The 12,924-nt window shown below is 59.2% G+C and carries 11 protein-coding genes; all 11 read right to left on the reverse strand.

What is annotated here, in order from left to right; genetic code table 11:
- Positions 1 to 12: 12 nt before the first annotated feature.
- The 11 genes from ugpB to ELH03_RS25530 all read right to left on the reverse strand — a co-directional run bounded on the left by ugpB (position 13) and on the right by ELH03_RS25530 (position 12,740).
- Entirely contained in the window at positions 13 to 1,335 is a 1,323-nt protein-coding gene (gene ugpB, locus ELH03_RS25480) for a sn-glycerol-3-phosphate ABC transporter substrate-binding protein UgpB (protein WP_128411641.1), read from the reverse strand.
- Positions 1,336 to 1,657: 322 nt separating this feature from the next.
- Positions 1,658 to 2,656, reverse strand: a complete 999-nt coding sequence (locus ELH03_RS25485; protein WP_128411642.1) for a sugar kinase — start codon at positions 2,654 to 2,656, stop codon at positions 1,658 to 1,660.
- Between the two features lie 18 nt (positions 2,657 to 2,674).
- Positions 2,675 to 3,490, reverse strand: coding sequence for a carbohydrate ABC transporter permease (locus tag ELH03_RS25490; protein ID WP_128411643.1), 816 nt, complete (start codon positions 3,488 to 3,490; stop codon positions 2,675 to 2,677).
- Complete coding sequence (locus ELH03_RS25495) at positions 3,490 to 4,428, reverse strand: carbohydrate ABC transporter permease (RefSeq protein ID WP_128411644.1); 939 nt, start codon at positions 4,426 to 4,428, stop codon at positions 3,490 to 3,492. The genes ELH03_RS25490 and ELH03_RS25495 overlap by 1 nt, the downstream gene beginning before the upstream one ends.
- A complete protein-coding gene (locus ELH03_RS25500) occupies positions 4,428 to 5,756 on the reverse strand; it encodes an ABC transporter substrate-binding protein (RefSeq protein WP_128411645.1) in 1,329 nt (442 codons plus the stop codon). Before ELH03_RS25500 ends, ELH03_RS25495 begins: the two co-directional genes overlap by 1 nt.
- 55 nt (positions 5,757 to 5,811) lie before the next feature.
- The gene (locus ELH03_RS25505) at positions 5,812 to 6,489 is read right to left on the reverse strand and encodes a GntR family transcriptional regulator (protein ID WP_197727798.1); all 678 of its coding nucleotides are present in this window, start codon (positions 6,487 to 6,489) and stop codon (positions 5,812 to 5,814) included.
- A 7-nt stretch (positions 6,490 to 6,496) separates the two neighbouring features.
- Positions 6,497 to 7,381, reverse strand: a complete 885-nt coding sequence (locus ELH03_RS25510; RefSeq protein ID WP_128411647.1) for a dihydrodipicolinate synthase family protein — start codon at positions 7,379 to 7,381, stop codon at positions 6,497 to 6,499.
- Positions 7,382 to 7,494: 113 nt separating this feature from the next.
- Positions 7,495 to 8,799, reverse strand: coding sequence for a plasmid replication protein RepC (gene repC, locus ELH03_RS25515; RefSeq protein ID WP_130766872.1), 1,305 nt, complete (start codon positions 8,797 to 8,799; stop codon positions 7,495 to 7,497).
- A gap of 154 nt (positions 8,800 to 8,953) precedes the next feature.
- Positions 8,954 to 9,955, reverse strand: coding sequence for a plasmid partitioning protein RepB (gene repB / locus ELH03_RS25520; RefSeq protein WP_128411649.1), 1,002 nt, complete (start codon positions 9,953 to 9,955; stop codon positions 8,954 to 8,956).
- 4 nt (positions 9,956 to 9,959) lie between these two features.
- Positions 9,960 to 11,153 carry a plasmid partitioning protein RepA gene (repA, locus tag ELH03_RS25525; RefSeq protein WP_003562607.1) on the reverse strand — a complete coding sequence of 398 codons (1,194 nt, stop codon included), beginning with the start codon at positions 11,151 to 11,153 and terminating at the stop codon, positions 9,960 to 9,962.
- A 273-nt stretch (positions 11,154 to 11,426) separates the two neighbouring features.
- The gene (locus ELH03_RS25530) at positions 11,427 to 12,740 is read right to left on the reverse strand and encodes a hypothetical protein (protein WP_130659613.1); all 1,314 of its coding nucleotides are present in this window, start codon (positions 12,738 to 12,740) and stop codon (positions 11,427 to 11,429) included.
- Between the last annotated feature and the right edge of the window lie 184 nt (positions 12,741 to 12,924).

Genomic DNA, 12,924 nt, shown 5'->3' on the forward strand with positions numbered 1-12,924 from the left:
TCACGGAGCCCATTAGTTGGCGGACTGGAAATCGCGAAGCTGTTCGTTGCCTCGTGCGACCACGGAATCAACTGCTTCCTTCGCCGTCTTCTTCCCGCCCAACAAGGCCGCAAACTCATCGTCGATGATGCCTCGCACCTGGACGTAGTTGCCGAAACGGATGCCCTTGGAATTGTCGGTGGGTATCACCCGCGTCAGCTGCTTGATGCCGATATCTGCTCCGGGATTCTTCTCGTAATAGCCCTGATCCTGGCCCAGCTTATAGGCAGCCTCGGTTATCGGCAGGTAGCCCGAGAACTGATGCCAATCGGCTTGGACTTCCGGCTTCTGCAGGTAGGTGAAGAACTTCGCGACACCTTTGTACTCCTCTTCCGGGCGACCCTTCAGCGTCCAGAGCGTGGCGCCACCGATAATCGAGTTGAGCGGCTGCGGAATAACGTCGTCATAGTAGGGAAGAGGCGCAAAACCGACCTTGAATGCCTTTGCGTTGTTGATGACCCCTGCCCGACCGGCGGACGAGTTCATGTACATCGCGCATTCCTGAGAATAGAACATCGGAGGAGCGTTATCGCCGCCGCCAGGTCCTCCGAATTTGAAGAGCCCCTCGTCCTGCCACTTCTTCAGGTTGCCCCAATGGCGGATCGTGAGATCGTTGTTGAAGGTGAATTCTGCGTCCAAGCCGCCAAAACCGTTGGCCTTGGTGGAATACGGCTTATCGTGCAGGGCATTCAGATTCTCAGTCTGGATCCAGGAGATCCAGGCGCTGGTGAAGCCACATTTGGCTGCACCGGACTTCATGATCGTCCGCGAAAAGGCTTCAACGTCCGCCCATGTTTTCGGCGGCGTTTCCGGATCAAGCCCCGCCTTCTTGAAGACATCCTTGTTGTAATACATGATCGGCGTCGAGGAATTGAACGGCAAGGACAGAACGTTGCCGCTGGTGTCTGAGTAGTAACCGACGACCGGAGCAATGAATTTGCCCTGGTCCCAGGCCTCCCCTTCGTCCTTCATCAACTGGTAAACGGGATAGACCGCGCCCTGTGCTGCCATCATAGTGCCAGTGCCGACTTCGTAGACCTGTACGATTGCGGGCTGCTGGTTGGCGCGGAACGCAGCAATGGCGCCCGTCAGCGTCTCGTCATAGGTGCCTTTGAATACCGGGACGATCTCATAGTCAGATTGAGATGCGTTGAACCCCTTGGCGATCTGTTCAAGCTTCGCGCCATTCTCGCCTCCCATCGCGTGCCACCACTGGATCTTCGTGGTTGCCATTGCCGGAACGGATAACGATAGGCTGGTCAATCCTGCGGACAGGAAAAAAGCGATCTTTTTCATCCTCACTCCCACTTGTTGTCGGTCCGAAGCCTCCCGCTACGAACGTGAGCGCGATGGTAACAGGCGAGTTTCACTTTGCAAGAATGAAATGTTCAAATGAACATTTCCGACCGGCGATCACCCGTGCGAATTGGCGCTGGCAACAGCTTCTGGTTCAAGGTGCGCGGTTCTTAGGTCGAGGATATGGATTAAGCGCCGTGTGACTGGCGGCATGGGCTTGGTCACCTTTGGGTGACAGCACAAGCGTGATCCAGCGAACGCCTCCATGGCGTTCACCGTTAACGGCTGTTGGTGCCTGGATTGTCACAACTCTCTGTTGTGATCACTTTATCGGCCTTCCGACCTCCCAATGGTGACCTCTCATGGTCGCCACCGGCGGGTGCCAAGCTTGCAGCACCTTGCAGACTTCGGCTCTGGTGGGCGCGCCGATACGTCCGCCGAAAACCTGGCATTTGAGTGCTGCCGCCATGGATGACAATCGCATCGTCTCTTCGATCGGCAAGCCTTCCGCAGTAGCCAGCGCAAAAGCGCCATGGAAGATATCGCCGGCTGCGAGCGTGTCGACGGCTCTCACCTTCGGAGCGGCAAGATGGACAATTTCGCCGGTTCGGTCATCGAACCAGAAGCAGCCATTTTCGCCTACGGTAACGCTGATGAAGGCATGCTCGAACTTTCGCTTCAGAAGACCGACGACCTTCACTAGCTCGGCTGTTCCGGCAAGCCGTTCGGCGGCCGGCTGCGAGAACACGATATGGCTAGCGGCCGGTGCAAGCATCTCGATCACGCCATCGCCTGCAACGTCACCATCGAGAATGGCCGGCTTGCCCGCTTCTCTCGCTGCCAACAGCGTCCGCAGTGCAAGCTTCGGCCACCGGACGTCGACCAGCACCGCATCGAAAACAGAAACATCCTGCTTTGTGACCGGCTTGATCGTCTCGTGCAGGCCTGCATCGTAGAAAGGCACGATCAAGCGCTCGCCCTGATCATCGACAAGGATCGTCGAGACGGCCGAGCGGGCGCCTTCGACGCGCACCATGCCGCTCATGTCTATGCCGCTCTCGCTGAGGTCGGCAATAATGCGTTCGCCGATGGCGTCACCGCCGACTGCACCCCAGAGGCTGGCTTTGCCGCCCAGCCGGGTGACCGCAAAGGCAGCACTCGACGCCATGCCTTCGGCAATCTGCAGCATATCGTAAGGCAGAATTTTGCCCTGGCCGGTCGGTAACGAGCGCACACGAAACAACGTGTCCATAACCGCCGCGCCGACACACAAAACGTGGCGCGCCTGACCGGGAGGCGGGTCGAAGGCAGAAGTCGTCAAAACCGTTGTCTCACCCGTTCACTTGACGGCTCCGGCCGTCAGGCCCGCCACGATCTGCCGTTGCGCAAACACCGTCAATATCAGCACGGGCAAAGTGACAATCAACGCCGCCGCCGCCAGCGGACCCCAACTGACCTGCTCGAACGAGAGCATGTTGTAGACCGCGACCGGAAGCGTGCGTGTCTCGCGGCTGGCGAGCACGATGCCGAAGACGAAGTTGTTCCACGAGAAGATGACCGACAGGATGAAGGCGACCACGATGCCCGGCCTTGCGATCGGCAAGGCGACCAGCCGGAAAACCTGCCAGGGTGTTGCGCCGTCGATGCTTGCAGCCTCTTCCAGCTCCATCGGCGTCGTCTCGAAATAACCGATCATGATCCACACGACGATCGGCACGGTAACCACGAGATGGATGATGATCTGCGGCACGAGCGTGCCGAGCAGGTTCAGCCACTGGAACAGCAGGAAGAGCGGGATCAGGAAAGAAAGGCCGGGCGTCATGCGCGCGATCATGATGACCATCGCGGACTTCTCCGCCTTCAGCCGCGCGATGCCATATCCGGCGGGCACGCCGATCAGCAACGCCAGAAGCGTAGCCGCACCCGTCACCAGCACCGAATTCCAGAGATAGAGGAAGAAGTTGTTCTCTTCGAAGACCTTCAGATAGTTCGACCAGGCCAAGCGCTCCGGGATGAAGATCGGCGGATAGGCGCCGTTGTCGATCTCATATTTCAGCGACAGCGAGATCATCCAGAGGAAGAACAGGACGACCGGCGAGATCATCACCAAAGCAACAAACAGCAGTCCGATGCGATCGAGTGTCTTGCGCTTCATCAGCGTGCCTCCCCGTCGGACCAGTTCACCCGCTGCCGGAGCATCATAAGGACGAAGGAGAGCAGGACGATGAGGATGAAGAAGACAACCGCCATGGCCGAGCCATAGCCGATATCGTAGTAGGCGAAAGCGGTGTTGTAGAGATAGATGTTGATCGTCTCCGACGCCGTGCCGGGGCCGCCTTGGGTCATGGCATAGATGATGTCGAAACTTTTCACCGCATCGATGCTGCGGATAATCACGGCAATCATCAGGAACGGCGCGATCATCGGCAGCGTCAGATAGCGGAATTTCTGCCAGACGTTGGCTCCGTCGATTTCAGCACTTTCATAGGGCTCGCGCGGAACCGCCGCCAGACCGCCGAGCACGATTAGCATGATAAGCGGCGTCCACTGCCAGGTCTCGACCAGCACCAGCGAGGGGATGACGCTGCTCTGATTATAGATCCACTCCTGCGGGCCGATGCCGATGAAGGAGAGGAGATAGTTGAGGACGCCGAGCTGCGGATGGAACATCATCGTCCAGACGAGTGCGATGGCGACCGGTGTGGCCATCATCGGCATCACGAATATGCCGCGTATAAGACCGCGCAGTGGAAATTGAGCATCGAAGATCAGCGCCGCGAGCGTCCCCAGAAAAAGGGGAACCACCACGGAGAGCGTCGTATAGAGCACCGTATGCCACAGAGACTCCCAAAAGCGCATGTCGGTGGCGAGGCGCGCGTAATTGTCCAGCCCTGCAAAGACCTGGGACTGGCCGAGCGTCCAGCTGTTGACGCTCATCCATATCGTAAAGACCCATGGAAAGACGATGACCGCGGCTATGACGATGAGCGCCGGGATGACGAAGGGCCAGTAGTTGGGAGCAAACCGATCCGGTTTGCTCCTTCCTTTCGACGTCTTGGCCACTGCGGTCGTTTCGATGCTTGTCGAGGCCATTATCCCTCGCTCTTCGCCAGGACGGGTTCGAACTGTGCCGTCGCTGCCTTCAGTTCGGTTTCGGGATCGGCGCCGCCGATCATGTTGGTAAGACCGACGCCATAGACGTCGCGGAACTCGGTGACCGGAATGATGACCGGCAGCGCGAGCCGCGAGATCTTGCCGGAACCGACGACGGCATCAAGCCATGCGCCCGGCATCTTGACGCCTTCGCGGACCTTCGCATCCTCAAGGACGGACTGGCGGAAAGGAACGCCGGCGCCGGCCTGCAGCAGACGTGCGCCCATTTCATGCGAAATCGCCCATTGGCAGAAGAGGTACCCGGCTTCTTTTTTCTGGCTTGCCGCGACGACGCCAAGCCCGTCGCCGAAGGTGCCTGCGGCCTGTACCTTCGGACCTTTCGGCATGATGCCGTAACCGACCTGGCCGACGACGCGCGACTTTTCCGGATTCTCGATCGGCGGCGCAAAACCGACGCCGTCCAGCCACATGCCGATCTTGCCCTGCAGGAAAGCCGACTGCGCCTCGGCCCAGTTGAAGCCGGAGACGCCGGGAGGGGCGGTCTTGGTCATCAGCCTTTGGTAAAGCTTGGCCGCATCGATCGCTTCTTGCGATGTCGTGCGCAGCTTGCCATCAGGGCCGAGCGGGCTCGAATCATATCCGAGCAGCAGCGACGTCCAGACCGGCGTATTGGCGTTCTTCAGGCCGCGGGCGACGAAGCCGTAGGTGTTGGTGGAAGGATCGGTGAGCGCCTCCGCAGCACTGGCGAGTTCTTCGAACGTCGTCGGGTAGGCAAGCCCCTTCTTCTCGAACAGCGCCTTGTTCCAATAGATGATCCAATAATCGACCGAGAATGGAAGCGAACGCAGAACGCCGTCCGGATCTTTGGCAAAAGTCAGGCCGGCTTCGGCAAAGTCGCTTTCAACCAGAGACGGGTCGGTCAGAGAGGGGTCCTTGAGAAAACCGCCGATATCGGCAAGCCAACCGCCCTTTTCGAACTGTCGCTTCTGGACATGATAGCTCATGTGCACGACATCGAAGCTCGGCTTGCCGGAGCTCAGCTCGATGGTCGTCTTCTGACGCTGCTGTTGCTCGGGCGTCGCTTCGGCATTGACCTTGATGCCGGTGAGCTCCTCGAATTCGGACAGGTACTTCAGCAGTATCTCGCTGCGTGGGCTCTTGACCAGGTTGACTTCGAGCGTCGTGCCGGCAAAGCGCTTCCAATCGACGGCAGCCGATGCCAGCCGCACCCCGAGCATGCTACTGGCGCCAAAAGCGGCCGTACCCGCCAGAAAGCCGCGTCTCGTCGGATTTAAAAACGATGACATGTGATTCCTCCTCCTTTTGCCGGCGATCTCCTCACCCCCGGCTGTTTATTTCCGATTATATCCTGAGCGCACGATCTCTTGCATGATTGATGTGTGCGACAAGGCTGTTGACGGCGTCCGCCGCCGATCGTCGTTCGATTGCCTCGAGCACCTTGAGGTGCTCGCCCATCACAGGTCCGACGTGACCATCAATTCGAAAACGATCCTGACTGATCAGGCGCATCTTGATCGAGTTCACCCGGTAGGCGTTCGAGATGATGGTATTTCCTAAAGCATCGATAAAGGCGTCATGCATGCCCCAATCGACAGCTTGCGCGTGCACTTCCAATTCGTGCGATCCATCGCCGTTTCGAATGGCGTCGGCAATATCCCGATGCTGTTTCAAAAGCCTGGCGATCGTCTCGTCAGACGCAGAGCGGGTGAAAAGCGCGACTGCTTCCTTCTCCAGGAAGACGCGCAGCTGGAACGCCTCGCGAATGAGGTTAAGGTCGATATGAGCGATCTGCAAACCCCGCTGGGGCACTGTCTTGATCAGACCTTCGGCTTCGAGCCTCGGGATAAGTTCGCGGATGGCGCCAAGCGTCAGCCCCGTCAGCTCGACGAGGCGACGCTGCGAAACGAACTGGCCGGGACGCACATCACGCGCAAGAAGGTGGCGTGTGAAGCTTTCATACGCCTTTTCCCGCAGTGTCGGCTGCTCGTCGGTTCCGTCCATCGCCTCTCCCAGAAACATGTCCGCCCTATGCCGCTTTCGAGCGGAAAAGAGTGTCGAAGGCAAGAAAGAGTTGCGCCTGCCCTTTTGCGGATATTGAGACGAGTGGCGGACGAACCGCAAGCCAGATTTCATCCGACGTCACGTGAGTGACCATGGTTTTCACGGCGGCAGTCACCGGAAATTTTAGCAGTTCCTCCACAAAATCCTCGATGCGGGAATCGTCCATGCCTTCCTCCGCCATCAGCTTGACCTCGCGTGGCACAAAATTCGCCATGCCGGAGATCGCACCCTGGCCGCCAAGCCGCACGCCCTTCGCCAGGTGACGTTCGTCCCCCACCAGGATGACGAGATCGCCATGCGCCTTCAATAGTGTTTCCGTGAAAGGCCAGTCGCCGGAGGAATCCTTGACGCCTATAACGATGTTGGGAAAGGCGATCCGCAGCCGGCCGATCAACGATACGGTCAGCGGAACCATGGTGAGCGAGGGAATGTTGTAGACGATAATGTCTCGCGCCTTGTCGCCGAGGATGGCGAATACAGCCGAAAACCACTGGAAGACGCCGTCATCACTCACGTTCTTGAAGTAGGAAGGGGGAGCAAGAAGGATATTTCGGGCTCCTTTGGAAAGCGCGTGACCCGCCAGCATCGCGGCATCCTGGGCCGCGTCGACCAGCACGCCGACGATGATTTGCTTTGCTGCTATCCCGCTATCAAGCATGGAAGCGAGGACACGTTCACGTTCCTGCGTTCCGATGGAAGAGCCTTCACCCGTCGTCCCGAACAGCGTAACGCTCGAGCATCCGGCCGCGAGGCTGCGCCGCGCCTGCTCGATCATCGCCTCGATCGCGATATCGCCATTGCTGTCGAACGGTGTCGCAAGCGCGACCGAGAGCCCGAATTTCTGTGTCAACTATGCTTCCTCCCAATTACCGCGTCAGACGTAGCAGACTAACATGTTAGCTGTAAAGAGATGATTACACACCTCCTCGTTACACGATTGTCGCGGTCCTAGCTTGCTGACGATCAACTGGCATGCCTCGCTGCCCGCCCGTTCGCCCGAACGAGCGCCATCAGCATCGGGCCGATCGCAAACTCGCCACTTTCGGTCCTTCGGGTCAGATCTCTGAGGTAACCGCCGGGCGAGTTAATGTGCCCTCCCCTTTCCAGGATACAGGCGATCACGGTTGCGGCGTTTTCCGGCCCCATGCCGGAGCAGGCTTCCTCATACGCCGAGGGACTGACGCCGAGCATCGAGCGCACGACGACGGCGGCCGACATCAGGTCTCGCCAGTTACCGATGGTTCCGCCAGGCCCGTAGTCGAGAATACTGGGGCAGGCCTGGAGGACGAGGCCGAGCGGGAAGGATTTCAGGCTTGGCCCGGCCCCTGGATCGACCGCGCCTCCCGCCCTGCTGCTCATCCCGCCGGACGGCTTCGGCTGTTTCAATCTTCGCTCGTCCGGCGGCCCGGCGTTCGGTTCATGATCGGCTGCTGCCCTTTCGCCCTGCTTCGGTTCGAAGCTTGGTTCAAGTTCATAAATGGAGTCGGGATTTGAATTCTGTTTGTGATGCTCAATTTGAGACTCATTGGCGTTTATTTTTTGTGTTTTTATCCGTCTTTCCAGCACGTTGACGATCTCGGTGCGCAGCAGCCCCATCTCGTCAAGCAACGGTGCCAGTTCTTCTGCAGTCGCCACGCGAGGAATCCGGGCAAGGAGCGTTCGAAACATCGCTGAAATACTCTCCCAATCACCGGAAACTCCTTCTTCGATAGCCGTCGCGATCAGCTTGGAGATATCACGTCGGCACACCGTCAGACGTTCCCTGGTCACCCGCAACAGCTCCCGACCGGCAACCGCCTGGGCGGCCAGGCTTTCGATCTCGACAGCACGCGCCAGAAGCGGCGCGACGCTGAAGCCGAAGGCCTCGCCGATGGCCCCTGCCCTGTCGCGGCGCGCATAGCGCTTTCCATTCGGACTGTCCTTGCGCAGGATCAGGCCGGCGTCGACCAGGACGGCAAGATGCCGCCTGAGGGTGGCTGCCGTCATCCCGCGGGCGCGAAGCGAAAGCTGCGCATTCGACGGGAAGACAATCAGGCCCTTCTCCTCGGAAATCTCGTCGTCTGGGTAGAAGGTCAAAAGCGCATCGAGCACAGTCAGCGCCCGATCGGTCACGCCGAGCGCCGGCCGCGCCTCGCAGATTGCCCTGAACAGCTTCCACTTGCTGCGCTTCATCCCCGGCTCGATGGTCTCGGCCAGTTGCTGGCTTGCCAGCATGCCAAGCGACATCGGCCGCCGCCCAAAGGGCGTCGTTACATATCCACTCTCCATTTGCCTTCACCTTCGTTCAGGCAAAAGAAAACCATCCACCAATTTGGTGCCTAAGACGCTTGACTGTGATTCGTGGAAATGCGATTCTCGATGTGCTTAAGATCTGAGAAGGGCTTCCACGACGGCGTCGTTGGGGGCCTTTTTCTTTTGCGCGCTACGCTCCTCTGTCCTTGTTGAACTCCTGGAACAGGCCCTTCAGCCGTTCCTGGACGAATTGATCGAAACCGGGTGCGGTCTTGCCGTCGAAGACGAAGGTTGCGCCAGACGCTGTCTTCTTGATCATGACAGGCACGCCGCTAACCTGGGTTTTGGCCACCACCGGCTTCGGCGCTGCCGTCTTCTTCGTTGCCAGAACAAGTGCTCGCTGAAACCGCTCGTCGCTCGAAATTTTGCGCGCGTCGTCCGCGGACAACTCCGCGATGATCTTCTCGACGTCGGCTTTCTCGAGCCGCTCGCCCAATTCCAACCATCGGCGGCGGCCGATATCAGGTGCTGCACCGATGGCGTTGACGAGCCCCAGGGGGACCTGTCGTATGACGATCAGCATTCTCGACAGCGCCGCCTTATCCACACCGAGAGCCGCCATGATGACATCGCGGCCAAAGCTGCGTTCTTCGAGCCGCGATGCGAAGAGCGCGCGCTCGATGTAGGAGAGATTGGTTCGAGCGCTGTTTTCCTGTCCCTGGCTGACGACCAGCTGACCGTCGGTGAGATCGCGAACGACCGCACGCACCCGGATGCCGATTTCTCGAGCCGCAGCCAGGCGACGATGGCCGTAGGCGACCTGATAGCGTCCCCTGGTTTCGGGATGTGGGCGGACAAGGATCGGAACCTGCTGTCCGTGCTCCCGGATCTGCTCGACGAGCTGTGCGAGTTCGGCCGCATCGATCGCCAATCGGTCGCTGACGAAGGAAGCGTCGATCAGGCCGGGATCGAGTTCGACGATGGTCTGGCCGGTGGCAAGCTGCCGTTCCAGTTCACTCGCACGCTCCATTTTCTCGGTAATGTTGCCGAGCGTCTTCGTAATGCCGCCGACGGGCGCGGCACTGCGCTCCTGCGGCACGAATCCGGCGATCGGACGATTGTCGCGCGGTGCGACCGCGTCCATCCTTTCCGGGTTCGGAGCGGAAATTTCGATGAGGTTCTTGCGCGCCATCTATCTATTTCCTTCCCCAGGTCGAGCGAATATGCGCTTCGATCTCGCCATTCACGAGGTTGAGGGATTCCAGCGCCCGATCGTAGGTTCCGCGTGTGAACTGCGACCGCTCGACCTCGTAGAGAGTCTGCTTGGTGACGCCGGCATCGGCGACCGCCGTCGATTTCACCATGGCATTGTGCAGCATTCGATTGCCGAAGATCGCCCGCATGAAGCCGGTCATCTGGCTTTGCGGTCCATCGTTCGGCTCGAACCGGGTCACGAGATAGCGCATCCAATCATAGCTGGTACGTCCGCCAGCCTTTTCCACGACCGACATCAGCTCACTCGTCATCGTCAGAAACTGCGACATCGACATGACATCCAGCATCTGCGGGTGGACCGTGATCAAGACCGAGGTTGCCGCACAGAGCGCCGACATCGTCAGGAACCCCAGCTGTGGCGGGCAGTCGATAACCACGACGTCGTAAAGGCTTTCGATCTCCGTCAGGACCTCGCCGATGCGGGCAAAGAACATCGTCTCCGCCGTTCCCGACGCCATCGCCTTCGGCGTCTCGTGCTCGAATTCCATCAGCTCGAGATTGCCCGGAATGAGATGGAGATTGGGCGTGTAGGTGGCGCGCACGATGTCGGCGATGGGGCGCGGATCCTCATATCGGATCGCACCGTAGATCGTTTCGCCCTCTCCGACATCGAACTCCGGCTGATGGCCGAACAAGGCGGACAAGGAGGCCTGCGGATCGAGGTCCACGGCGAGCACGCGGTAGCCCCGCAGCGCCATGAACTGCGCCAGATGGGCCGCGGTGGTGGTCTTGCCCGAGCCGCCCTTGAAATTCATGACGGAGATGATCTGGAGCTTTTCGCCCGGCCTGCGCGCCGGCACATATTTCGGCGTTCCGTTTCGCTCGTCGAGGACCCGGCGAATCCGATCCATATCCGTTGCACTGTAAAGCCGCCGTCCGTTTGCGAGCGGATCGGGGCCATGGCCGTCGGCGGCTACCTGGCGGAGATAACCTTCGCCGATACCGATGAAAGCCGCAGCTTCCGCCGGCGAAAATGTTCTGATGGTCTTTTGCGACAGGGGGGGGAAGATTTTTGCCTGATGCTGCTGAAGTTGATAGGATAACTCCTTCGCATCTGTTGCCAGAAGCGATGGCAGGTGCTCTTGATCGTCCTGAAGAGCAAGGCTCGGCTGCATGATCTTTTTCCCAGGTAACTGCGCAATTTTAAACGAAAGCGCTTCAGTTGCGCAGTTACTATATGCCTCGATTCGTTACCAATTTACAAATGCTTAACCAAACCGCGCTTTTTAGGCGGCCGAGGCCATTGGCGACATGACACAGATTTCAGGTGATTCGCGCATTACCGACGGCTCGAAGTAACTGATACCCACGGTGGCTTTTCAGCCGACCGGGAGGTCAATGACATCGCCGTATAAATCCAATTTATCAATAGCTTGGGCGCTGCCTCTCTATTTCTCATCGTCCTTCAGGTAGTTGCTGCCGTTGATCACCAGAAGCCCGTCGGAACCTTTGTCCGGTTCGAATATGCTCATGCTTTCCGTCTTGCCGCTGGCGTCGGTCAGGTCGAGGCGATAGCCGGAAAGCTTGTAGCGTCCGCTTGCGCCCGGCCGGTTGCTTGACGTGGTGACGCCCGATCGCGATCCGCCGATTTCGTTCGTCATCGAGGCGCCGGACCAGCCAGTGCGTTCGAAGGTACCGTTTCGATGAAGGGTCAGCGTATGGCTGGACGCCACCGATCCCGATGAGGTCGCGGTCATACCGCTCGAGGCGAAGGTAGATACCCATTCGCCGTCGAGCGCCGCGCCCTCATCAAATGGCGGCACAACGCGATAGTCGGCGTCGGCAATCATCAGGTCCTGACCTTTTTTCGAGAATGTCCTCGTCTCGATCTCGATCGTGCCGTAGGCAGAGGTGACACTACGCATTTCGAGCGACCCGGCGGAGGAGAAAAAACCGCCGCCAGCAAGCTTGTAGAGGCCGCAATCGGTCGGGGTCTCCTTGCAATGTTCGGTGATGCTCCGGCGGCCCTTCGGCAGTTCCGTGCTGAACAGCCCCTTCGGGTCGAACATGGTGATCGTGCTGTCCGAATAAAAATCCATGCCGCCAAAGACATTCGGCCGGACACCGGTATCGAGATGGGTGAAGACGCCGTCCAGCCCACCGTCAGCGCTCGTCGGCGCAAGGTCGAAATCCTTGTCTGAGGAATCAAGCTTCACCGAACGCACGAGGGTCGCGAAATCGGCCTCGGCGCTACTGCTTCTGTCACCGTTCACATTCAGCAGCACGAGCTGCAGAAAGGCCTGCCGCTTGTCGCCGGCGATGCCGACGACGATCTGGCTGATACTGACGTTCTTCTGATGGACGCAGCAGCGTTCTTCCACGCGGATGTCATAGCCGTTCACCGTGACCCCGTAGTGCTTGATCAGGATATCTTCCTTCGCCATGTCGGGCAGCGTCGCGACGAAGGTCTTCATGCCGGCCTGCAGGGAACTGCGCGCTGCCGGGAGCGGCTTGGTGATCTGAATCAGAGCATTGCCGCGCTTGTCGTCCTCCGTTTCCGGAAAATCTTTCTGCAGCATAAAGAGGTTGCCCTTGCCCGCCTTCCTCCAACCGGAGGCAGGGCCGGGCAGAGTCACCGTCAGGCCGCCGATATCGGCGGGTGCGGCGAAGGATTGAGGGCTGAACAGGAGGGAAACGAGGACGAGAATGAAACCCAAGCCTGATCTCACCCGACCGACCCGATCGATCTGTGCGTTGCCCATGTGCGCCTCCCCTCCTTTTCGACCGCCGCCGACGGGATTTGGGGCGGGGTGCGACGAGTTCAACCCTGAGCTTCATGAAGGTTTCTTGAACGCTTCGAGGCGGTGAAGCCCGGCGACTTAGGCGAAAACATCCAAACCTCTGGCGTCGTGCTCCTCGACCTTCCGACGGACGCCGTCCTCAGCA

Source organism: Rhizobium beringeri (assembly GCF_004306515.1).
Taxonomy (GTDB): domain Bacteria; phylum Pseudomonadota; class Alphaproteobacteria; order Rhizobiales; family Rhizobiaceae; genus Rhizobium; species Rhizobium beringeri.